The sequence below is a fragment of the Streptomyces sp. NPDC088747 genome (assembly GCF_044751025.1).
Classification (GTDB): domain Bacteria; phylum Actinomycetota; class Actinomycetes; order Streptomycetales; family Streptomycetaceae; genus Streptomyces.
Genome location: NZ_JBIVKZ010000002.1, coordinates 472,729 through 493,726 on the forward strand (window position 1 = coordinate 472,729; position 20,998 = coordinate 493,726).

Consider the following 20,998-nt stretch of genomic DNA (forward strand, 5'->3'; position numbering starts at 1 on the left):
CTCCTTCAAGGCCCCTTTGGTGACCGCGGAGTTCAGGACTCCTTGCGCAGCCCGCCGAAGACCAGCACGGTCACCGCGTCGGCCACTTCCCGCTCGCTCGAACCCCGCCCGTCCGGCCGGTACCACTCCACGACCGAGTTGATCATCCCGAAGACGAGCCGGGTCGCGAGCCGGACCTCCACGTCACCGCGTACGTCCCCGTCCGCGGCCGCCGCCTTCAGCAGCTCGGCCACCTGGTGGTCGAAGTCGCGGCGCCGCTCCAGGGCCCAGCGCTCGGTGTCCGTGTTGCCGCGCACCCGCAGCAGCAGCGTCACGTACGGCAGCTCGGCGGTGAGCACCTCCACCATGCGCCGCACCACGTACTCCAGGCGCTCCACGGCACGCCCCACGCGCGCGTGCTCCTCGCCGAGGATCCCGAAGAGACCGTCCAGGGCCCGGCTGACGGCCCTGCGCAGCAATTCCTCCTTGCCGGAGACATGGTGGTATATCGACGACTTGGAGATGCCCGCCGCCTTGGAGAGGTGCTCCATGGACGTGCCGTCGTAGCCGCGCTCGATGAACACCTGGACGGCGACGGAGAGCAGGGTCTCCGGGGTGTACGTGTCCCGCTTGGCCGTGGTCATGAGGTGCCCTCCCGCTTGTCGGCGGTGTGTCCGTGGCGGTACAGCGCGAGCGAGGGCGCGTAACGGCCGGAGGGTTCGCGCAGGTGCAGCTCCTCCAGGAGGTCGTGCGCCCAGGTCCTGCCGACCCTGCGGCTCCATTCGAAGGGGCCCAGGGGGTAGTTGACGCCCAGGCGCATCGCGGTGTCGATGTCCTCCTCGGTGGCGACGCCCTTGGCGACGGCGTCGTGCGCCAGGTCGATGATCCGGGCCACGGTCCGGGCGACGATCATGCCGGGGGCGTCACCGATGACGCTGACGTCCTTGCCGAGCGCCTGGAAGAGGCCGACGGCCTCCGCGAGGGTCTGGGCGGCGGTGTCCTGGCAGGCCGACAGGGCGATCCGGGTCGCCTTGCGGTAGTCGAGCGCCAGGTCGAAGTAGACGACGTCACGGAACTCGACGGAGGTCTGGCCGTCGGCGAGGACCAGTTGGCCGCCGCTGGGCAGCAGCAGCCGCGTGCCGTGGTCCTCCTCGTCCTCGCGGACCTGGATGCCCGCCTCGCGCATCAGCGGAAGGAGCTCGGCCGCGGGGCCCAGGTCGCCCTCCACGACGACGTGGGCGGGCGGCGGCGCCTGTTCCGCGGTGTGCGGCTCGGGCCGGTCGGCGCCCTCCCCGTACTCGTACCAGCCCTGTCCCGTCTTGCGGCCGTGCCTGCCGGACTCGACGAGCCGGCGCTGGGCGAGCGAGGGTGTGAACCGCACGTCCTGGAAGAAGGCCTGCCACACGGAGTGCGTGACCGACTCGTTGACGTCCTGCCCGATGAGGTCGGTCAGTTCGAAGGCGCCCATCCGGAAACCGCCGGACTCGCGCAGGACCGCGTCGATGGTGGCCGGGTCGGCGGCCTGGGACTCGTACACCGCGAAGGCCTCGGCGTAGAACGGCCGCGCGATGCGGTTGACGATGAACCCCGGGGTGTCGGCGCAGGCCACCGGGGTCTTCCCCCAGGAGCGTGCCAGCTCGTACGCGCGCGTGGCCGACGAGAAGTCGCTGGCGTACCCGGAGACGACCTCCACCAGGGGCAGCAGCGGCGCCGGGTTGAAGAAGTGCAGTCCGACGAGCCGGCCGGGGTTGCGCAGGGCGCCGCCGATGGCCGTGACGGACAGGGACGAGGTGTTGGTGGCGAGGAGGCAGTCGTCGTCGACGATGTCCTCCAGGTCGCGGAACAACTGCTGCTTCACGTCGAGCCGCTCGGCCACGGCCTCCACGACGAGCACGCAGTCGGCGAGGTCGGCGAGAGCGTCCGCCGGGCGCAGCCGGGCACGCGCGGCGTCCCGGTCGGCGCCGCTGAGCCGGTCCTTCTCGACCAGCCGGTCCAGCCGCGCGCCGATCGCCCCGGCCGCCGCGTCGGCCCGCCCCGGCACGGCGTCGTAGAGCCTCACCGGATGGCCCGCGACCAGCGCGACCTGGGCGATGCCCTGGCCCATGGTGCCGGTGCCGACGACGGCGACAGGGCTACTGAGGTCGGGTGCTGTCATGCTCGCGATCCTCCCGCACACGGTTTTCCACAGATGCGGCGGACCCCCTTGTCCCGACCGATCGTTCGGTTACTCTAACTCTGTCCGCCTCTTTCCGCGCCTGTTCCTGCCCAGGTCATGAGCTCACGAAGTGTTCTCGAGACGAGGAGTTGGTCCTTGATGGCCGCCGCACTCACCACGCACCAGCTGATCGCCCAGCACCGGCCCACCCTCGACCGGACCCTGGAAGCGATCGGCACGCGCGCGTACTGGTCCCCCCACCCCGAGCACCCCAAGGCGTACGGCGAGAACGGCAGCCTGGACATGGCGCGGGGCAAGGCCGCCTTCGACGCACTCCTGGGCACCCGCCTCGACCTCGGCCAGCCCGGCACCGACGACTGGGTGGGCGGCGAGGTCTCCCCGTACGGCGTCGAACTGGGCGTCACCTACCCGCACGCGGACGTCGACGTGCTGCTGCCCGCCATGCGGGCCGGTCAGCGCGCCTGGCGCGACGCGGGCGCCCAGGCGCGTGCCGCGGTCTGCCTGGAGATCCTCAAGCGGATCAGCGACCGCACCCACGAGTTCGCCCACGCCGTCATGCACACCAGCGGCCAGGCCTTCATGATGGCGTTCCAGGCGGGCGGCCCGCACGCCCAGGACCGCGGCCTGGAAGCGGTGGCCTACGCGTACGCCGAGCAGGTCCGCACCCCGGACAGCGCGACGTGGATCAAACCCCAGGGCAAGCGGGACCCCCTCACCATGACCAAGGAGTTCACGCCGGTGCCCCGCGGCACCGCCCTCCTGATCGGCTGCAACACCTTCCCGACGTGGAACGGCTATCCGGGCCTGTTCGCCTCCCTCGCCACCGGCAACGCCGTGCTCGTGAAGCCCCACCCGCGCGCGGTGCTGCCCCTCGCGCTCACCGTCCAGGTGGCCCGCCAGGTGCTCACCGAGACCGGCTTCGACCCGAACCTGGTGGCGCTCGCCGCGGAGCGCCCCGGGGAGGGCATCGCCAAGACCCTCGCCGTACGGCCCGAGATCCGGATCATCGACTACACGGGCTCGACGGCCTTCGGCGACTGGCTGGAGGCCAACGCCCGCCAGGCACAGGTCTACACGGAGAAGGCCGGCGTCAACACGGTGATCGTGGAGTCGACGGACGACTACAAGGGCATGCTGTCCAACCTCGCCTTCTCCCTGTCCCTCTACAGCGGCCAGATGTGCACCACCCCGCAGAACCTGCTGATCCCGCGCGACGGCATCGGCACGGAGGACGGCGCCAAGTCCTACGACGAGGTGGTCGCCGACCTCGCGAAGTCGGTCGGCGGACTCCTGGGCGACGACGCCCGCGCCAACGCCCTCCTCGGAGCCATCGTGAACCCCGACGTGAGGACCCGCCTGGAGGCCGCCGCCGGCCTCGGCGAAGTCGCGCTCCCCTCACGGGAGGTCAGCAACCCGGAGTTCCCGGACGCGGTCGTCCGTACGCCGGTGATCGTCAAGCTCGACGGCGCGCGGAAGTACTGGGAGGGCGCGGACGACGAGGCCGCCTACCTGAGCGAGTGCTTCGGGCCCGTCTCCTTCGCCGTCGCCGTCGACTCGGCCACGGACGCGGTGGACCTGCTGCGCCGCACGATCCGCGACAAGGGCGCGATGACGGTCGGCGCCTACACGACCTCCGGGGAGTTCGAGCAGGCCGTCCAGGAGGTCTGCCTGGAGGAGTGCGCCCAGCTCTCGCTGAACCTCACGGGCGGCGTGTACGTCAACCAGACGGCCGCGTTCTCCGACTTCCACGGCTCGGGCGGCAACCCCGCGGCCAACGCGGCGCTGTCCGACGGAGCGTTCGTCGCCAACCGCTTCCGCGTGGTGGAGGTGCGCAGGGACGCCTAGGCCTGTCGCCCGCCCGGCAGACCCCGGCCCTCAGGCCGTCGCGCCCCCGGTCGCGCTCCAGTGGAACAGCGTCATCGCCACACTGGTCGCGAGGTTGTAGCTGGAGACCTGGGGGCGCATCGGCAGGGACACCAGGTGGTCGGTGCGGGCCCGGAGTTCGGCGGACAGGCCGCTGCGCTCGGAGCCGAAGGCGAGGACGGCGTCGTCGGGGAGCTTGAGCCCGCGGATGTCCTCGCCCTCCGGATCGAGGGCGAACACCGGGCCCGGCGGCAGCTCGTCCACCGGCAGCCGCTCCACGGCGGTCGCGAAGTGCAGACCCGCCCCGCCGCGTACGACCGTGGGATGCCACGGGTCGAGCGAACCCGTCGTGACCACCCCGGTCGCGCCGAAGCCCGCCGCGAGGCGGATCACCGCCCCGGCGTTGCCGAGGTTGCGCGGGTTGTCGAGGACCACCACGGGTGTGCGGCGGGGCATGCGGGCCAGCGCCTCCAGGTGGGCCGCCCGGGACGGACGTACGGCGAGAGCGGCCACCGAGGTGGGGTGCGGTCGCGGCACCAGTGCCCTCAGCGTCGCCTCCGGGACCTCCACCAGCAGGCCGTCGACGGCCTCCCGTACGTCCGGGGCCAGTTCACCGGCCAGCGCGAGCGCCGCGCGCCGGTCGGTCGTGACGGCCACCGGCACCCGCGCCTGGAAGCGCAGCGCGTGCTTGAGGGCGTGGAAGCCGTCGAGCAGGACGGAACCGTCGGCGAGCCGGTGCCAGGCCCGTACGGCGTCCTGGGGAGCCGTGGCGCCGGGCCCGCTGTCGGGGTCGTTCATGCCTTGGAGCCTACGTGCGTGGGCTCGGCCGGATCCGGGGCGCTCGGCTCGTCCGCACGCGGGCCGGGCACCACGGCCCCCTCGCCGCGCGAGAAGAGCCCTCCACGCGCGCGTGCCACCCATCCACCGAGCAGCAGCAGGAACGACGTCGGCAGGAACACCGCGTCGGCGGCGATCATCGCCAGCGAGAAGAACGGCAGGCCGAGCACCACGGCGATCACCGCGTGCTCCGTGATCATGACGACCAGCAGCACGTTCTTGACCCGCCGGTTGAACAGGGTGAAGGGGAAGGCGACCTGCGCGATGACCGTCCCGTACGTCACCAGCATCACGATCGTGCCGTACCCGGTCAGCAGGTCGGACAGAGCCGGCCAGGGCGAGAAGTAGTCCAGGTGGAGCGGGTAGTAGACCGCGGTGCCGTCCTGCCAGCGCGAGCCCTGGATCTTGTACCAGCCCGCGGTCGCGTAGATCAGACAGGCCTCGGCCATGATCACGAACAGGGCCGCGTTGTGCACGAGGTTGGCGACGATGTCCAGCAGGACCCGGGGCTCGGCACCGCGCACGCGGTTGTCGACGACCCACCACAGGGCCTGCACCGCCCACAGCCCCCAGAAGACCACCCCCCAGCCGGCGCTGAGCCGGCCCGCGAGCGTCGCCGCCGCCAGCGCGAGACCGAGCGCTCCCCACAGCGCCACGCCGACCCGGTCGGGCCGTACCCGTTCGCCACGCGCGCGTGCCTCCCGTCCGAGCCGCGCCCGCCGCGCGTCCAGCGACCACACCTGTCCGCAGCGCGTGAACACCAGGTAGATCGCCATCAGGTGGATGACGTTGTCCCCGCCGTCGCCCAGGAACACGCTGCGGTTCTGCAGCGAGAGCACGCCCACCATGAAGAGGACGGAGGCCGTGCGGGTCCGCCAGCCCAGCAGGAGCGCCAGGCTCGCCAGCACGGCGAGGACGTAGACGATCTCGAACCACACCTGGCTGTCGGACCACATCAGGATCGTGAAGGCGTGGTTGTTCGCGATGAGCTGCTGGGCGATGTCCCAGCTCCACGGCGCGTCGGGCCCGTACAACTCCTGGCGGTGCGGAAACTCGCGCAGCAGGAACAGCAGCCAGGTCACGGAGAACCCGATACGGATCACGGCGCTCTGGTAGGGGCCGAGAGCGGCCCCGGTGACCCGGGTGATGCCGCGCGTGAGCGACAGGGAGAAGGAACTCATCGGGCGCTCGCCTCCGCCGTCTCCTGCTGCTGGTCACTCTCGGGGACGGACCACCAGGGCAGTTCGCGGAGCACGGGTTTGTCGGACACCGTCTCCTGACTCCACTTGGGAGGCGTCACACTGGTCGTACGCGATCGGACCTGGACTCTTTCGATCACCGCCTGCTCGCCTCCGGCCTGCAAACGGTCCAGACGCAGCACCACGATCCGGCGCAGATACCGCTCGGACAGGTCGCCGCGCATGCCCGTGGGCCGGTTGTCGGCGTCGTGCGAGTTCACGAAGAAGTCCCAGGACCGGCGCAGTTCGTTCTGGTCCGTGTGGCTCGGCAGCAGATTGCCGTCGATAGCCGCGCCGTCGAGCGCGGACAGGTCGTACCAGCCGGTCTCGCGACTGGTGCCGTCCGGCGTACGGACCTGGGCACGCACCTGGACCGCGATGTTCTGCTGCAACGGGTTCGGCGCGAAGAGCTTCCAGTTCTGCTCGAACTCGGGGTAGATCCACTCCTCGACCGCACGGCCGTGCTGCTTGGAGACGGTGTTCGAGGGCGCCAGATGCAGGAACACCATCCCCAGGTGCACACAGGCGATGACCGCGACGATCGCCATGGCGAAGGCGGCGGCCACCTGATAACCGAGGGAGAGGTTGGCTATCCCTGGGGGGGTGGGGGTGGCCTGGGCGTCGGAGGTGTCCGGGGTGGCCGGGGTATCCGGGGCGTCTTCCGCGGGCGGGGGGCGCCGGTCGGCGGGTCCCTCGGACGAGGTGGCCGCGGCGGGCACGCCGGTCGCGCCCGCTTCGTTGGGCAGGTCAGAGGCGCCGGGCCCGTCGGGGTCAGCGGGGAGGTCGGGGGCGCCGGCCTCGGCGGTGGCGGCCGGGAGGTCGGGGATGGCGAACTCGTCAGGTGCGGTGGGGAGGTCGGGCACGCCGGTGTTCCCGTGCCGGCTGGAGTTCTCGTGGGCGCTCGCGTTCTCGAGTGCGCTGGAGGTCTCGCGGGTGCCGAAACTCTCGCGGGTGTTGGAGGACTCGTGGCGACTGTCGTTTTCGGGGCGGCTGGAGGCCTCGCGTGCGTCGGAGTTCTCGTGGGGCGTGGACCGCTCGCGCGAACCGGCGTTCTCCTGGGTGCTGGAGGTCTCACGTGCGCCGGGGATGTTCGGGACGGCCGGTGCGAGGGGTGCGGCCGGTGCGAGGGGTGCGGCCGGTGCGTTCCGGGCGGCCGGTGCGTTCCGGGCGTCCGCTGCGTTCCGGGCGTCCGGTGCGGGGGGATCGCCGCGCCTGCCCGGCGCGGGGCCGTCGGGCGCGTCCGGCCCGTGTCGGCCGTTCGAGCCCTCGTCGTACGCGTCCATTCCGCCCCTATCCCCGATTCCGGTCCACAGCCCACCACGGAGGCCGCGCCGCGTGGTCGTAGCGCCCGCGGGCCCCGCACTGCGGCGTTCGCACGGGAACGGTACTCAGGCCAGTTCGCCCGGCAAAGCCCCAGAAGCCACAGCGGTCACATCGGCGGCCACGAGGTCATCCACAGCGGTTGACACCTTACGGCGACTCGTCCCGCCTATGAATCGAGTAGACCCGAACAAACCGAACGGTCGGTAGCTTCACCTGCGGCGTCAACCCCGGCCGGAGTCACCGCCAGCCGGGGTCACCGCTGGCCGGGGTCACCGCTGGCCGGGGTCGCCGCCGAGCGAGGTCACCACCGACCGTTCCCTTCTTGTAGAACCTGTTCTATCTTGACGCTCCGTCAGATCAGGCGTCCGCCTGGTCGACCGGCCGGTGCGTGGGAGGACGGGACAGTGGACTTCACCTTCACCGAGGAACACCTGGCGGCGGTCGAGGCGGCGAAGGCCGTGTTCGCCGGGGTCGCACCGGACGGGGTGCCCAGCCCCGCGCTCACCCCGGGCGCCGTGGCCGAGGACTTCGACCGCGCGCTGTGGGCCAGGCTCGCCGACGCGGACCTGCTGAGTCTGCTCCTGGACACGGAGTACGGCGGGGCGGGCCTCGACCCCGTCGCACTGTGTCTCGTACTGCGGGAGTCGGCCAAGGTGCTCGCGCGGGTGCCCCTGCTCGAGAGCGGCGCGGCGGCGGCGACCGTGCAGCGCTACGGCGGCGCGGAGTTGAAGACACGGCTGCTCACGCGCGCGGGCCGGGGCGAGCTGGTCCTGACGGTCGCCGCGAACGGTCGCAGCGGCCATGACCCGGCCGAACTCGCCGTGACCGCACGACAGGACGGCGACGCGTGGGTGCTGGACGGAACACAGACCGCCGTCCCCTGGGCACAGAACGCCGACCTCATCCTCGTACCCGCGCACACCGCCGCCGACCGGACCGTCCTCGCCCTCGTACCCCGCGTCCACGAGGGGGTCGTAGTCGCCGAACAGATCTCCACCAGCGGCGAGCGACTCGGGGAACTGCGCCTGGAGTCCGTGCGGATCGCCGCCCGCGAGGTCATCGAGGCGGACGGCGCGTGGGAGTGGTCGCGCGAACTGCTGGCCACCGGGACGTGCGCGCTGGCGCTCGGCCTCGGGGAGGGCGTACTCGGCATGACGAGCGAGTACACCGGCAAGCGGGAGCAGTTCGGCTTCCCCGTCGCCACGTTCCAGGCGGTCGCCGTGCAGGCCGCCGACCGCTACATCGACCTGCGCGCGATGGAAGTGACCCTCTGGCAGGCCGCATGGCGGATCGGCACCGGAGCGGGAGGCGCGCTCCCGGCGTCCGGGGACGTGGCCGTCGCCAAGATCTGGGCCTCGGAAGGGGTACGGCGGGTCGTGCAGACCGCACAGCATCTGCACGGGGGATTCGGCGCCGACACCGACTATCCGCTGCACCGCTACCACGCCTGGGCCAAGCAACTGGAGCTGTCACTCGGGCCGGCGGCCGCGCACGAGGAGGCACTGGGGGATCTGCTGGCGGCCCATCCACTGGGCTGAACCTCCGGTGCGCCAGGCGCCCCCCAACGGGAGCAATCCGAGTGCGGACAAGACGCCCTACAGCACGAAGCCCGGCCGGCCCTCGTCGTTCACGACCGGCCGACCGGTCGCCGCCCAGGCCTGCATGCCGCCGTCGACGTTGACCGCGTCGATGCCCTGCTGGGCCAGATACATGGTGACCTGCGCCGAACGGCCACCGGAGCGGCAGATCACGTGCACCTTGCCATCCTGCGGCGCCGCCTCGGTCAACTCGCCGTAACGCGCGACGAATTCGCTCATCGGGATGTGCAGCGCCCGATCGGCGTGACCCGCCTCCCACTCGTCGTCCTCGCGGACGTCCAGCAGGAAGTCTCCGTCCGCGAGATCCCCGACCACGACCGTGGGCACACCAGTTCCGAAACTCATGGCTCCGACGCTACCCGACCCCACGGACAGTCCGGTCCCCCTGGGGACTCCCGCGCATCAGCCGCGCGGCTACGGCACGGCTACGGCCCTGCTCCGTCTACGTCGGCTACGGCTCGGCTCGGCTCGCTACGGATGGGGATGGGTACGGCTGGATGCGGATAGCGGTGGATACGGGTCCGACCGGCCGGCCGGATTCAGGGAGCGTCGCCGCCCGTCAGCTCGGCCAGCTCCGTCTCACGCTCACCGACCTGGGTCAGCAACTGCTCGGCGATCTCCTCCAGGAGACGGTCGGGATCCTCCGGCGCCAGCTTGAGCATCGCGCCGATGGCGCTCTCCTCCAGCTCGCGGGCGAAGAAGGTGAGCATCTCCTTGCGCTGGGAGAGCCACTCGAGCCGGGCGTAGAGCTCCTCGCTACGGCTCGGCTTCCACTCCTCGGGCACCGGACCGGCGGCCCACTCCGCGGAGAGCTCCCGCAACAGCGCCTCGTCACCCCGGGCGTAGGCGGCGTTGACCCGGGTGATGAACTCGTCGCGCCGCTTGCGCTCGTCCTCGTCCTGCGCCAGGTCCGGGTGAGCCTTGCGGGCCAGCTCGCGGTAGAGCTTGCGGGCCTCGTCACTGGGGCGCACCCGCTGCGGGGGCCGCACGGGCTGGTCCGTGAGCATCGCGACAGCCTCCGGGAACAGTCCCTCGGAGTCCATCCAGCCGTGGAACAGCTCCTCGACACCCGGCATCGGCATGACCCGCGCCCGCGCCTCGTCCGCCTTGCGCAGGTCCTCCGGGTCACCTGTACGCGCCGCCCGGGCCTCGGCGATCTGCGCGTCCAGCTCGTCGAGCCGTGAGTACATCGGTCCGAGCTTCTGGTGGTGCAGCCGCGAGAAGTTGTCGACCTCGACCCGGAAGGTCTCCACGGCGATCTCGAACTCGATCAACGCCTGCTCGGCCGCCCGGACAGCCCGCTCCAACCGCGCCTCGGGCCGCGCCTCGGTATCGGCCTCCACCTGCCCGGCCGCCCCGCCCGCACCGCCGACCCCGGCCGGCTCGTCTCCGGGAACCGCTTCGGGATCCGCTCCGGAGACCGCTTCAGGATCCGCTCCAGAGGCCGCTTCGGGATCCGCTTCCGAACCTTCTACGGGACCCGTTCCGGGCCCCGCCTGCGAAGAGGCCTCGGCCTCAGCGCCGCTCTGGTGGGTCGAACCGCCTTCAGGCCGTGTGGGCGCCTCACTCCCAGCGCCGGCCGCCTGCCGCAACGGCTCGCTCACCGGCTCCGTCGACGAGGACGGCCCGCCCCCGGGCTGCGCCTCGGGGGAGTCCGCTGTGGCGGACCCGTCCGCCTCACTCCCCAGGGCACCGGACCGCTCCCGGGCCCCCTCGTCGGTGGGCTCGGACTGGCTCTGCTCGGCTTCCGGCGTCGTCACCCGACCAGCGTAGGCCACGGGGCTCCGGGGGTACTCGGGACCACTGCTTGGGGGGCCCTCCCCCCACCCCCTCCCTCCCCCACCCCTCGCCCCCTCACCCCACCCCTCAAACCCCCAACTCAGCCCCGATACGCCCCGCCCGCACCGCGCTCGTCAGTTCCGCGTGATCCGCCTCGGTGCGGTCCGCGTAGGCCACGGCGAAGGAGGCGATGGCCTCGTCCAGTTCCTCGCTCTTGCCGCAGTAGCCGGCGACAAGGCGCGGGTCGACGCTGTGGGAGTGGGCTCGGGCCAGGAGCGCGCCGGTCATGCGGGCGTAGTCGTCGATCTGGTCGGCGGCGAGGGCGGCGGGGTCGACGCTGCCCTTTCGGTTGCGGAACTGGCGCACCTGGAAGGGCAGACCGTCGACGGTGGTCCAGCCGAGCAGGATGTCGCTGACGACCTGCATGCGCTTCTGGCCGATGACGACACGGCGGCCCTCGTGCGGCACGTCAGGTATCGCGTGGCCCGCCGTCGCCAGATGCGGAAGCAGCGCCGAGGCACGGGCCTCCTTCACCTGGAGCACGAGGGGCTCGCCCCGGTGGTCCAGGAGCAGGACGACGTAGGAACGCGTACCGACGCTGCCGGTGCCGACGACTCGGAATGCGACGTCGTGCACGGCGTACCGGGCGAGGAGGGGGAGGCGGTCCTCCGACAGCGTCGTGAGGTACTCCTCCAGCGACGAGGCGACCGCGTCCGCCTCCGCGTCGGGTATGCGGCGCAGCACCGGCGACGCGTCCACGAAACGCCGGCCACCGCCTTCCACGGCTTCCGTCGACCTCGCCGCGAACCGCCCGCTGGTGTTGCCCCGCGCCTTCTCGGAGACCCGCTCAAGGGTGCCGAGCAGGTCGTGGGCGGCGGTGTGTGAGACGAGTTCCTCGTCCGCTATGGCGTTCCAGGCGTCCAGCGCCGGGAGCTTCGCGAGGAGTCTGAGGGTGCGGCGGTAGGAGCCGACCGTGTCGTGTGCCGCCTTGCGGCAGGCGTCCTCGTCGGCCCCGGCTTCGCGACCCGCGAGCACGAGCGAGGTGGCGAGGCGTTTGAGGTCCCACTCCCAGGGGCCGTGCACCGTCTCGTCGAAGTCGTTCAGGTCGATGACGAGTCCGCCGCGCGCGTCTCCGTAGAGGCCGAAGTTCGCCGCGTGGGCGTCACCGCAGATCTGGGCGCTGATCCCGGTCATGGGGGTGCGCGCGAGGTCGTACGCCATCAGGCCGGCGGAACCGCGCAGGAAGGCGAAGGGCGTGGCGGCCATCCTGCCGACCCGTATCGGGGTGAGTCCGGGGATGCGTCCGCGGTTGGACTCCTCCACCGCGCTGACGGCGTCCGGCCTGCCGGTGTCCGTCGAGAACTCGGCGTGCGTGGTGCGCGGCACTCGCTCGCGCAGGGCTTTGCCCTCTGCCTTCGGCGAGCCCTGGACGGGCCACGTCGCGAAGCCGCGTACCGCTCGCGCCCTGGACGTCTGCCTCGGCCGCGGCTCTGGCTGCGGCTGCGGCTGCGGCTGCGGCTGCAGGGCATCCCGTGCCTGGGTCGCTTCCGCTTCCGCTTCCGCTTCCTGTGCCTGGGTCGCTTCAGGTGGCTGGGTCGCTTCCCGTCCCCCGGCCCCTCCCCGTGACCGGGCGGCCTCCTCCAGCGCTTCGCCCGCTTCGTCCACTTCGCGCGCCAGAACTTCTGTACCGAGCTCGGTCATTCCGACCGCCTCCCCCGTGCATGAACATCAACTTGCGACGACGGTACAGCCGCTCGCCGAGAGGCGTCAGAGCCTGTGGACAACTCGGATCCTGTGGAAATCCCGCGGGCCGGCGCGGTCAGCCACGCGGACATCGAGGCAGACGGGAGACCTGCCGACAGAGCGCTCCGCAAGCTGGGCGACGCCCGGCGCCCCCGCCTCACCTCAGCCAGGACACCCGCCGCTCCCTGGCAGATGCGACTCCGCCCAGGTCCCCAGTTCCTTGAGCGCGGGTGCCAGCGCGGCCCCCGACTCCGTCAGCCGATAGGAGACCCGCAACGGAGGACCTTCGTCGACCTCGCGCACGACGAGTCCGGCCGCGCCGAGTTCGGTGAGCCGGTCGGAGAGCATGCGTTCGCTGATGCCGGGGATCGCCCTGCGCAGTTCGGCGAAGTGGACCGGCCGTTGCAGCAGCACGGACACGACCAGGCCCGTCCAGCGCTTTCCGAGCAGCTGGAAGACACGGGTCATGCCGTCATCGACCTGCTGGCACGGCCCTGCGTCCTCGTGGCTTCCCAGTTCTGGCATGCCCTCAGGGTACTGCGCTCACGCAAGGGGATGAAAAAAAGTAAGTAGCTGTGTTATCTATAGTCGAGTACGAAAAAGAAGCCCTCCCGGGGCGCTGGTTCCATGCCGGATCCATACCGTTCCATGCCGGTTCCACGCCGGTTCCGTGCTGCTCCGTACCGGCTTCCCGGGCCCTCCGCCCGGGTTTGCCGCTGACCACTCCCACCCCCCACTCACTCCCCACTCCTTTGGAGATCTCCATGGCAACGCTTCTCCACGTCGACTCATCCGTGTTCCCGGGCTCCGCCTCCGCCTCCCGCGCGGTGACGGACGTGTTCCGCAAGGCATGGGAGGAGCAGCACCCGGAAGGCACCGTGATCTACCGCGATCTCGCCGCGAACCCGGTGCCGCACATCACCGCCGACGCCCACTCCGCGGGCTTCGCCGCCCCGGACGCGCACACCCCGGAGCAGGCCGCCGCGTTCGCCGCGCGCGTGGCTCTCATCGAGGAGGTGGAGAGGGCGGACGCGATCCTGATCGGCGCCCCGATGTACAACTTCGCCATCCCCTCGACCCTCAAGACGTGGCTGGACAGCATCATCCTGATGGGCCGCACCGCGGCGACCGAGGACTCGAAGATCAAGGGCACGCCGGTCACCGTCGTCGCCAGCCGGGGCGGCTCCTACGGGCCCGGAAGCCCGCGCGAGGGTTACGAGTTCGTGCAGAACTACCTGGAGGCCGTCCTGCGCGACATGCTCGCCCTGGACCTCGACTTCATCGTCCCCGAGCTCACCGCGGCGCCGCAGAACCCGGCGATGTCCGAACTGATCCCGCTCTTCGAGGCTTCCCGCACGAAGGCCCTCGACGAAGCGGCCACCAAGGCCAAGGAACTCGCCGAGCGCCTGGCCGCGTAGCCGCCGGAACCCCTGAGACGTTCCTCACAGACGCCGGGTGACCACCGGCCCTCGCCCCCACCCGGCCGACCGAAGATCAACACCGGACACCGCACGACAAACACCGCACAACGCGTGACGCACGACGCGTGACGCAGAAGACGCGGCGCACGAACGCGGGCTGCCGACAGCCACACAGCCGTCGGCAGCCCGCGTTCACGTCTCCGGGCACCACACCGGCCCGACACGACATCGGCACCACGCCGACCGCAACACCGACACAACAAGAACGGGCGGCATCGTTATCACGATGCCGCCCGTTCCCTCAGTACAACCGGAGCACTTTTTCGGTGCTCCCTGTGTGCGCGAGGGGGGAGTTGAACCCCCACGCCCTTGCGGGCACTGGAACCTGAATCCAGCGCGTCTGCCATTCCGCCACTCGCGCATCAAGCGTGTCGTCCGTCTCTCACCAGTGGTGTGAGCGCCTGCCGACATCGAGAAGATTAGCACGCTGATCGGGGTGGAATCACATCCCTTTAGGGCGGGCACACGCCCTCCGCGGGACCGCGTCGGCGCCCTTCCGAACCGGGCTCCCGCCCAGGCCACCTCCCCGGCGGCCGGGCCGGCGGGGAGCCTGCGACGGTCCTGGGTACCAAGCAGAACCTGTTCACGTATCAACCTCGTACCGGTCCTGGCCATCTACCCAGGAGCAGGGCAGCCCGCACAGTCAGGTGCGGGACACTGGTCGTGGGCCGCCTCTACGATCCTTGGCAGGAGCAGTGCCCGCAGGGAGTTCGAAAAGGCACATCGCAGGGAACTTCGGGAAGGGACTTCGGAAGCCGTCGACATCCGTCGACCGGGCCGACAGGGGGAACCACCCGATTTCCCGGCGCGTAGATACGATCAGTGAGCAGTACGAGCAGGACCCGCATCACCGGCAGGATCGGCTACACCCGCAGGACCCGCAGTACCGACAACCCGACGACAGCAAGCTGTACCAGGACGGCTACGAAGGAGGAGGTGCCCCATGGGAGTCCTGAAGAAGTTCGAGCAGCGTCTCGAAGGTCTGGTCAACGGCACCTTCGCCAAGGTGTTCAAGTCCGAGGTCCAGCCCGTGGAGATCGCCGGAGCACTCCAGCGGGAGTGCGACAACAACGCCACGATCTGGAACCGCGACCGGACCGTCGTACCCAACGACTTCATCGTCGAGCTGAGCACGCCGGACTTCGAGCGCCTCAGCCCCTACTCGGGGCAGCTCGGCGACGAACTCGCCGGCATGGTGCGCGACTACGCGAAGCAGCAGCGCTACGCGTTCATGGGCCCCATCAAGGTCCATCTGGAGAAGGCCGACGACCTCGACACCGGTCTGTACCGGGTGCGCAGCCGGACGCTCGCCTCCTCGACCAACCAGCAGGCCCCGGAGCGCGCTCCCGCGGGCCCGGCGGCCCCGGGCCGGGCCGGGGGCTACGGCTATCCGCCCGCCGCCCAGCCGGCCGGCGCTCCGCCCATGCCCGCCGCGCCACCGCCCGGCGGACGTCCGGCTCCCGCGCCCATGGGCCAGCGGCCCACCGCGGTACCGAGCGTCCAGCCCAGCGGCCGGACCCGGCACTGGATCGAGGTCAACGGCTCCCGCCATCAGATCTCCCGCCCGACGCTGGTGCTGGGCCGCAGCACCGAAGCCGACGTGCGGATCGACGACCCCGGCGTATCGCGCCGGCACTGTGAGATCCGGACCGGAACGCCCTCGACGATCCAGGATCTCGGGTCCACCAACGGCATCGTGGTGGACGGGCAGCACACCACCCGCGCTACGCTCCGCGACGGCTCGCGGATCGTCGTGGGCAGCACCACCATCATTTACCGGCAAGCCGAAGGGTGAAGCGGGGGCAATGTCAGAGCTGACCCTCACGGTCATGCGGCTGGGTTTCCTGGCCGTTCTGTGGCTGTTCGTGATCGTGGCCGTGCAGGTCATCCGCAGCGACCTGTTCGGAACGCGTGTCACACAGCGCGGGTCGCGACGGGACGCCAACAGGCAGCAGCCGGCCGCGCGCCAGGCCGCGCCACCGCAACAACGCCAACAGGCCGCCGCCCCCAGCGGCGGCCGCCAGCGACGCGGCGCTCCCACCAAGCTCGTGGTCTCGGAGGGCACCCTCACGGGAACGACGGTCGCCCTGCAGGGGCAGACCATCTCGCTGGGGCGCGCGCACGACAGCACCATCGTGCTGGACGACGACTACGCGTCCAGCAGGCATGCCAGGATCTACCCGGACCGTGACGGCCAGTGGATCGTCGAGGACCTCGGATCCACCAACGGCACGTATCTCGACCGGAACCGACTGACGACCCCCACACCGATTCCGCTGGGCGCGCCGATCCGCATCGGCAAGACCGTCATCGAGCTGCGGAAGTAGTGCTACATCATGAATAGGCGCGAGCGGAGCGAGCACGCGGCGGCGGTCCAGACGAAGGACGCCCGCGCGCTCCCGACCGGAGGGTGGGCACCGTGCGGATGTACCCGGAGCCGACGGGCGAGGTGCGCATGAGTCTGTCACTGCGCTTCGCCGCCGGATCGCACAAAGGCATGATCCGAGAGGGGAACGAGGACTCCGGCTACGCCGGTCCACGCCTGCTCGCGATCGCCGACGGGATGGGCGGCCAGGCCGCTGGTGAGGTCGCCAGCTCCGAGGTGATCTCCACGATCGTCGCCCTCGACGACGACGTGCCCGGCTCCGACATCCTCACCTCGCTCGGCACCGCCGTGCAGCGGGCCAACGACCAGCTCCGCATGATGGTCGAGGAGGACCCCCAGCTGGAAGGCATGGGGACGACCCTCACCGCCCTCCTGTGGACCGGCCAGCGGCTCGGACTCGTGCACGTCGGGGACTCCCGCGCCTACTTGCTGCGGGACGGCGTACTCACCCAGATCACACAGGACCACACCTGGGTGCAGCGCCTCGTCGACGAGGGACGCATCACCGAGGAGGAGGCGACGACCCACCCGCAGAGGTCGCTCCTCATGCGCGCGCTGGGCAGCGGCGACCACGTCGAGCCCGACCTCTCCATCCGTGAGGTCCGCGCCGGCGACCGCTATCTGATCTGCTCCGACGGGCTGTCGGGCGTCGTCTCCCACCAGACGATGGAAGACACCCTCGCCAGCTACCAGGGCCCGCAGGAGACCGTGCAGCAGCTCATCGAGCTCGCGCTGCGCGGCGGCGGCCCGGACAACATCACGGTCATCGTCGCCGACGTCCTGGACATCGACGGCGGCGACACCCTCGCCGCCCAGCTCTCCGACACCCCGGTCGTCGTCGGCGCCGTCGCCGAGAACCAGCATCAGCACCAGCTCCACGACAACGGCGCGATGCAGACACCCGCGGGCCGGGCCTCTAGCCTCGGCCGCCAGGTGCCCGGCCAGGGCGGCGGCGAGTTCGGCCCGCCCGGCAGCGGCGACACCACGGGATACGTCGACACCAGCGGCTTCGGCGGCTACTCCGACGACGACTTCGTCAAGCCCCGCCCCCGGCGCAGGTGGCTGAAGAGGTCCTTTTTCATCGTGCTCGCGCTCGGTGTCATCGGCGGCGGCCTCTACGGCGGCTACCGCTGGACCCAGACGCAGTACTTCGTGGGCGCCAAGGACGAGCACGTGGCGCTGTACCGGGGCATCAGCCAGGACCTGGCCTGGGTCTCGCTCTCGAAGGTGGAGAAGGACCACCCCGAGATCGAACTCAAGTACCTGCCGCCCTACCAGCAGAAGCAGATCGAGGCGACCATCGCCGAAGGCGGTCTCAGCGACGCCAAGTCGAAGATCGACGAGCTCGCCGTGCAGGCCTCCGCCTGCAAGAAGGACTCCGAACGCCGCGCCGCCGAGGCCGACAAGAACGCCAAGACCGGCGAGGGCGAGGCCGGCGGAACCACGGGAACCACAAAGACCTCCCTGACGTCCAAGGCCACACCGACGCCGACCCCCTCGGCGTCCTCGTCCAAGTCCACGACCGCACCCACTCCCACACCCGGCCCCAGCCTCTCCGACGAGGAGCAGAAGCTGGTCTCGCTGTGCGGTAAGCAGTAAGCAGCCGTGAGGGGCCCTGTCACACCATGAGCAGTAGTACGAACACGCCGACGCACCACACGTCCACGATCGGCTCCATCGGCGCACCGAGCCGACGCAACACCGAGCTGGCGCTCCTGGCATTCGCCGTCGCCATCCCGGTGTTCGCCTACGCCAACGTGGGCCTGGCCATCAACAACACGGTGCCCCCGGGCCTGCTGAGCTACGGCCTCGGGCTCGGTCTGCTCGCCGCCGTCGGCCACGTCGTCGTCCGCAAGTTCGCGCCGTACGCCGACCCGTTGCTGCTGCCCCTCGCGACCCTGCTCAACGGCCTCGGACTCGTCATCATCTGGCGGCTCGACCAGTCGCAGCGGCTCCAGGCCATCAAGCAGGCCGGTACCGCCGCACCCCGCCAACTCCTGTACACCGCGCTCGGCATCGCCCTGTTCGTCGCCGTGCTGATCTTCCTGAAGGACCACCGCGTCCTGCAGCGCTACACCTACATCTCGATGGTCGGCGCCCTCGTCCTGCTCCTGCTCCCGCTCGTCCCGGGCCTCGGCGCCAACATCTACGGCGCCAAGATCTGGATCTCGGTCGGCAGCTTCACCATCCAGCCCGGCGAGTTCGCGAAGATCGTCCTCGCGGTCTTCTTCGCCGGCTACCTCATGGTGAAACGCGACGCGCTGGCCCTCGCCAGCCGCCGCGTGATGGGCCTCTACCTGCCGCGCGGCCGCGACCTCGGCCCGATCCTGGTCGTCTGGTTCGTCTCCATCCTGATCCTCGTCTTCGAGACCGACCTCGGCACCTCGCTGCTGTTCTTCGGCATGTTCGTGATCATGCTGTACGTCGCCACCGAGCGGACCAGCTGGATCGTCTTCGGTCTGCTGATGTCGGGGGCGGGCGCGGTCAGCGTCGCCTCCTTCGAACCGCACGTCCAGCAGCGCGTGCAGGCCTGGCTCGACCCGATGAAGGAGTACACGCTCAGCCAGCAGGGCGTCGCGGGGCACTCCGAGCAGTCGATGGAAGCCCTCTGGGCCTTCGGCTCCGGCGGCACCCTCGGCACCGGCCTCGGCCAGGGCAACTCCGACCTCATCAAGTTCGCCGCCAACTCCGACTTCATCCTCGCCACCTTCGGCGAGGAACTGGGCCTCGCCGGAATCATGGCGATCCTCGTCCTGTACGGCCTGATCGTGGAACGCGGCGTACGCACCGCCCTCGCCGCCCGCGACCCCTTCGGCAAGCTCCTCGCCGTGGGCCTGTCCGGCGGCTTCGCCCTCCAGGTCTTCGTCGTCGCGGGCGGCGTCATGGGCCTCATCCCGCTCACCGGTATGACGATGCCGTTCGTGGCCTACGGAGGCTCCTCCGTCATCGCCAACTGGGTCCTCATCAGCATCCTGATCAGAATCAGCGACACCGCGCGCCGGCCGGCGCCCGCCCCCGCACCCAACCCCGACGCCGAGATGACCCAGGTGGTCCGCCCGTGAACAAGCCCCTGCGCCGGATCGCGATCTTCTGCGGGCTGCTCGTCCTCGCCCTCCTCATCCGCGACAACTGGCTCCAGTACGTCCAGGCGGACACCCTGAGGACCGACCCCAAGAACCGCCGGGTCGCCATCGAGAGGTACGCCACCCCGCGCGGCGACATCATCGTCGACGGGAACCCGATCACCGGTTCCACCAAGACCAGCGGCGACAGCTTCAACGACTTCGAGTACAAGCGCACGTACAAGGACGGCGCCATGTGGGCCCCGGTCACCGGGTACGCCTCGCAGGCCTTCGGCGCCACCCAGCTCGAATCCATCGAGGACGGCATCCTCACCGGCAACGACGACCGGCTGTTCTTCCGCAACACCCTCGACATGATCACCGGCAAGGCCAAGCAGGGCGGCAACGTCGTCACCACCCTCAACGCCGCCGCGCAGAAGGCGGCGTACGACGGTCTGCTCAAGCAGGGCAAGGGTGCCGTCGCCGCGATCGACCCCGAGACCGGCGCGATCCTGGCGCTCGCCTCCACCCCCTCGTACGACCCCTCCACGTTCGCGGGCAACTCCACGAGCGTCGACGGCAAGGCGTGGACCAAGCTCCAGAAGAAGAGCGACCCCAACGACCCGATGCTCAACCGGGCACTGCGCGAGACCTACCCGCCGGGCTCCACCTTCAAGGTGGTGACGGCCGCCGCGGCGCTGGAGAACGGCCTCTACAAGTCCGCGGAGGAGAAGACCGACTCGCCGCTGCCCTACACGCTGCCGGACACCACGACCGAGCTGAAGAACGAGGGGAACATCCCCTGCAAGAACGCGACGATGCGCGAAGCGCTCCGCGTCTCCTGCAACACCGTCTTCGGCAAGATCGGCGCCGACCTCGGCAAGGACAAGATGCTGGCGGAGGCCGAGAAGTTCGGCTTCAACTCCGAGCAGTTCACGCCGGTCCGCTCCAGCGCCTCCGTCTTCCCCGACGACATGGACAAGCCGCAGACCGCGCTCAGCTCGATCGGCCAGTTCGAGACCGCCACGACCCCGCTCCAGATGGCCATGGTCGCCTCGGCCGTCGCCAACAACGGCACGCTCATGAAGCCGTACATGGTCGACAAGCTCCAGGCTCCCGGCCTCGACGTCATCGAGCAGACCGAGCCCGAGAAGATGAGCGAGCCGCTGTCCTCGGAGAACGCCCAGATCCTGCAGTCGATGATGGAGACGGTCGTCAAGGACGGCACGGGCACCAACGCCCAGATCAACGAGGACGGCATCACGGTGGGCGGCAAGACCGGCACCGCCCAGCACGGCGTCGACAACAGCGAGAACCCGTACGCCTGGTTCATCTCGTACGCCAAGCTCAGCGACGGCAGTTCGCCGGTCGCCGTGGCCGTGGTGGTCGAGGACGAGAGCGCCAACCGCGACGACATCTCCGGTGGCGGCCTCGCGGCCCCCATCGCCAGGAATGTGATGAAGGCAGTCATCGACAGCACCAAGTGACCCCCGTCACGTCTCATGCACATCGGTGCACGTTGCGATACCGGTC

17 protein-coding genes and 1 tRNA gene are annotated in these 20,998 nt (G+C 70.5%); 8 read left to right on the forward strand and 10 right to left on the reverse strand.

Annotation, left to right across the window (positions count from 1 at the left end; genetic code table 11):
* Positions 1-32 precede the first annotated feature (32 nt).
* Together ACIP79_RS06610 and ACIP79_RS06615 are read right to left on the reverse strand one after the other, a co-directional pair.
* On the reverse strand, positions 33-623 hold the full coding sequence (locus tag ACIP79_RS06610) for a TetR/AcrR family transcriptional regulator (protein ID WP_383678869.1): 591 nt from the start codon (positions 621-623) through the stop codon (positions 33-35).
* Positions 620-2,134, reverse strand: a complete 1,515-nt coding sequence (locus tag ACIP79_RS06615; protein ID WP_383678867.1) for a 3-hydroxyacyl-CoA dehydrogenase — start codon at positions 2,132-2,134, stop codon at positions 620-622. The genes ACIP79_RS06610 and ACIP79_RS06615 overlap by 4 nt, the downstream gene beginning before the upstream one ends.
* A gap of 159 nt (positions 2,135-2,293) precedes the next feature.
* On the opposite strand from ACIP79_RS06615, the gene paaN reads away from it, so the two are divergent.
* Entirely contained in the window at positions 2,294-4,000 is a 1,707-nt protein-coding gene (paaN, locus tag ACIP79_RS06620) for a phenylacetic acid degradation protein PaaN (protein ID WP_401220171.1), read from the forward strand.
* Between the two features lie 30 nt (positions 4,001-4,030).
* On the opposite strand, the gene ACIP79_RS06625 is transcribed toward paaN, so the two are convergent.
* Genes ACIP79_RS06625 through ACIP79_RS06635 form a run of 3 tightly spaced genes read right to left on the reverse strand, consistent with a single transcriptional unit; the run spans position 4,031 to position 7,376 of the window.
* Complete coding sequence (locus ACIP79_RS06625; RefSeq protein WP_401220174.1) at positions 4,031-4,816, reverse strand: TrmH family RNA methyltransferase; 786 nt, start codon at positions 4,814-4,816, stop codon at positions 4,031-4,033.
* The gene (locus tag ACIP79_RS06630) at positions 4,813-6,036 is read right to left on the reverse strand and encodes an HTTM domain-containing protein (RefSeq protein WP_401220177.1); all 1,224 of its coding nucleotides are present in this window, start codon (positions 6,034-6,036) and stop codon (positions 4,813-4,815) included. Before ACIP79_RS06630 ends, ACIP79_RS06625 begins: the two co-directional genes overlap by 4 nt.
* Positions 6,033-7,376, reverse strand: a complete 1,344-nt coding sequence (locus ACIP79_RS06635) for a DUF5819 family protein (RefSeq protein WP_401220180.1) — start codon at positions 7,374-7,376, stop codon at positions 6,033-6,035. The genes ACIP79_RS06630 and ACIP79_RS06635 overlap by 4 nt, the downstream gene beginning before the upstream one ends.
* Positions 7,377-7,820: 444 nt before the next feature.
* Here ACIP79_RS06635 and ACIP79_RS06640 point away from each other — a divergent pair, with 444 nt between their 5' ends.
* Positions 7,821-8,954 (forward strand): acyl-CoA dehydrogenase family protein, encoded by a 1,134-nt coding sequence (locus tag ACIP79_RS06640; RefSeq protein ID WP_401220183.1) that lies wholly within the window; start codon positions 7,821-7,823, stop codon positions 8,952-8,954.
* 57 nt (positions 8,955-9,011) lie between these two features.
* Here the strand turns inward: ACIP79_RS06640 and ACIP79_RS06645 are convergent, their stop codons facing one another.
* From ACIP79_RS06645 to ACIP79_RS06660, 4 genes are all read right to left on the reverse strand, one after another.
* Positions 9,012-9,341 carry a rhodanese-like domain-containing protein gene (locus ACIP79_RS06645; protein WP_383678981.1) on the reverse strand — a complete coding sequence of 110 codons (330 nt, stop codon included), beginning with the start codon at positions 9,339-9,341 and terminating at the stop codon, positions 9,012-9,014.
* Positions 9,342-9,553: 212 nt separating this feature from the next.
* Positions 9,554-10,357, reverse strand: a complete 804-nt coding sequence (locus tag ACIP79_RS06650; protein WP_401220921.1) for a hypothetical protein — start codon at positions 10,355-10,357, stop codon at positions 9,554-9,556.
* Between the two features lie 523 nt (positions 10,358-10,880).
* Positions 10,881-12,494, reverse strand: coding sequence for a DUF2252 domain-containing protein (locus ACIP79_RS06655; RefSeq protein WP_401220184.1), 1,614 nt, complete (start codon positions 12,492-12,494; stop codon positions 10,881-10,883).
* Positions 12,495-12,698: 204 nt separating this feature from the next.
* Positions 12,699-13,061: a winged helix-turn-helix transcriptional regulator gene (locus tag ACIP79_RS06660; protein ID WP_401220186.1), complete on the reverse strand. Its 363-nt coding sequence runs from the start codon at positions 13,059-13,061 to the stop codon at positions 12,699-12,701.
* A gap of 239 nt (positions 13,062-13,300) precedes the next feature.
* Between ACIP79_RS06660 and ACIP79_RS06665 the strand changes: the two genes are divergently transcribed.
* Positions 13,301-13,954: an FMN-dependent NADH-azoreductase gene (locus ACIP79_RS06665; RefSeq protein ID WP_401220188.1), complete on the forward strand. Its 654-nt coding sequence runs from the start codon at positions 13,301-13,303 to the stop codon at positions 13,952-13,954.
* 341 nt (positions 13,955-14,295) lie between these two features.
* On the opposite strand, the gene ACIP79_RS06670 is transcribed toward ACIP79_RS06665, so the two are convergent.
* Positions 14,296-14,378 (reverse strand) — tRNA-Leu (locus tag ACIP79_RS06670).
* 582 nt (positions 14,379-14,960) lie between these two features.
* On the opposite strand from ACIP79_RS06670, the gene ACIP79_RS06675 reads away from it, so the two are divergent.
* The 5 genes from ACIP79_RS06675 to ACIP79_RS06695 all read left to right on the forward strand — a co-directional run bounded on the left by ACIP79_RS06675 (position 14,961) and on the right by ACIP79_RS06695 (position 20,952).
* Positions 14,961-15,812, forward strand: coding sequence for an FhaA domain-containing protein (locus ACIP79_RS06675; protein ID WP_401220190.1), 852 nt, complete (start codon positions 14,961-14,963; stop codon positions 15,810-15,812).
* Between the two features lie 10 nt (positions 15,813-15,822).
* Positions 15,823-16,344 (forward strand): FHA domain-containing protein, encoded by a 522-nt coding sequence (locus ACIP79_RS06680; protein ID WP_383678850.1) that lies wholly within the window; start codon positions 15,823-15,825, stop codon positions 16,342-16,344.
* 128 nt (positions 16,345-16,472) lie between these two features.
* Positions 16,473-18,002, forward strand: a complete 1,530-nt coding sequence (locus ACIP79_RS06685) for a Stp1/IreP family PP2C-type Ser/Thr phosphatase (RefSeq protein WP_383678848.1) — start codon at positions 16,473-16,475, stop codon at positions 18,000-18,002.
* A gap of 26 nt (positions 18,003-18,028) precedes the next feature.
* Positions 18,029-19,465: an FtsW/RodA/SpoVE family cell cycle protein gene (locus ACIP79_RS06690; RefSeq protein ID WP_383678846.1), complete on the forward strand. Its 1,437-nt coding sequence runs from the start codon at positions 18,029-18,031 to the stop codon at positions 19,463-19,465.
* On the forward strand, positions 19,462-20,952 hold the full coding sequence (locus ACIP79_RS06695) for a peptidoglycan D,D-transpeptidase FtsI family protein (protein WP_401220194.1): 1,491 nt from the start codon (positions 19,462-19,464) through the stop codon (positions 20,950-20,952). The genes ACIP79_RS06690 and ACIP79_RS06695 overlap by 4 nt, the downstream gene beginning before the upstream one ends.
* Positions 20,953-20,998: the final 46 nt, after the last annotated feature.

What these genes read in the sequence shown, in the direction of transcription:
- ACIP79_RS06610 (WP_383678869.1), bottom strand. Translation starts at nt 623, where the DNA reads ATGACCACGGCCAAGCGGGACACGTACACCCCGGAGACCCTGCTCTCC.
- ACIP79_RS06615 (WP_383678867.1), bottom strand. Translation starts at nt 2,134, where the DNA reads ATGACAGCACCCGACCTCAGTAGCCCTGTCGCCGTCGTCGGCACCGGC.
- paaN (WP_401220171.1), top strand. Translation starts at nt 2,294, where the DNA reads ATGGCCGCCGCACTCACCACGCACCAGCTGATCGCCCAGCACCGGCCC.
- ACIP79_RS06625 (WP_401220174.1), bottom strand. Translation starts at nt 4,816, where the DNA reads ATGAACGACCCCGACAGCGGGCCCGGCGCCACGGCTCCCCAGGACGCC.
- ACIP79_RS06630 (WP_401220177.1), bottom strand. Translation starts at nt 6,036, where the DNA reads ATGAGTTCCTTCTCCCTGTCGCTCACGCGCGGCATCACCCGGGTCACC.
- ACIP79_RS06635 (WP_401220180.1), bottom strand. Translation starts at nt 7,376, where the DNA reads ATGGACGCGTACGACGAGGGCTCGAACGGCCGACACGGGCCGGACGCG.
- ACIP79_RS06655 (WP_401220184.1), bottom strand. Translation starts at nt 12,494, where the DNA reads ATGACCGAGCTCGGTACAGAAGTTCTGGCGCGCGAAGTGGACGAAGCG.
- ACIP79_RS06660 (WP_401220186.1), bottom strand. Translation starts at nt 13,061, where the DNA reads ATGCCAGAACTGGGAAGCCACGAGGACGCAGGGCCGTGCCAGCAGGTC.
- ACIP79_RS06665 (WP_401220188.1), top strand. Translation starts at nt 13,301, where the DNA reads ATGGCAACGCTTCTCCACGTCGACTCATCCGTGTTCCCGGGCTCCGCC.
- ACIP79_RS06675 (WP_401220190.1), top strand. Translation starts at nt 14,961, where the DNA reads ATGGGAGTCCTGAAGAAGTTCGAGCAGCGTCTCGAAGGTCTGGTCAAC.
- ACIP79_RS06680 (WP_383678850.1), top strand. Translation starts at nt 15,823, where the DNA reads ATGTCAGAGCTGACCCTCACGGTCATGCGGCTGGGTTTCCTGGCCGTT.
- ACIP79_RS06685 (WP_383678848.1), top strand. Translation starts at nt 16,473, where the DNA reads ATGAGTCTGTCACTGCGCTTCGCCGCCGGATCGCACAAAGGCATGATC.
- ACIP79_RS06690 (WP_383678846.1), top strand. Translation starts at nt 18,029, where the DNA reads ATGAGCAGTAGTACGAACACGCCGACGCACCACACGTCCACGATCGGC.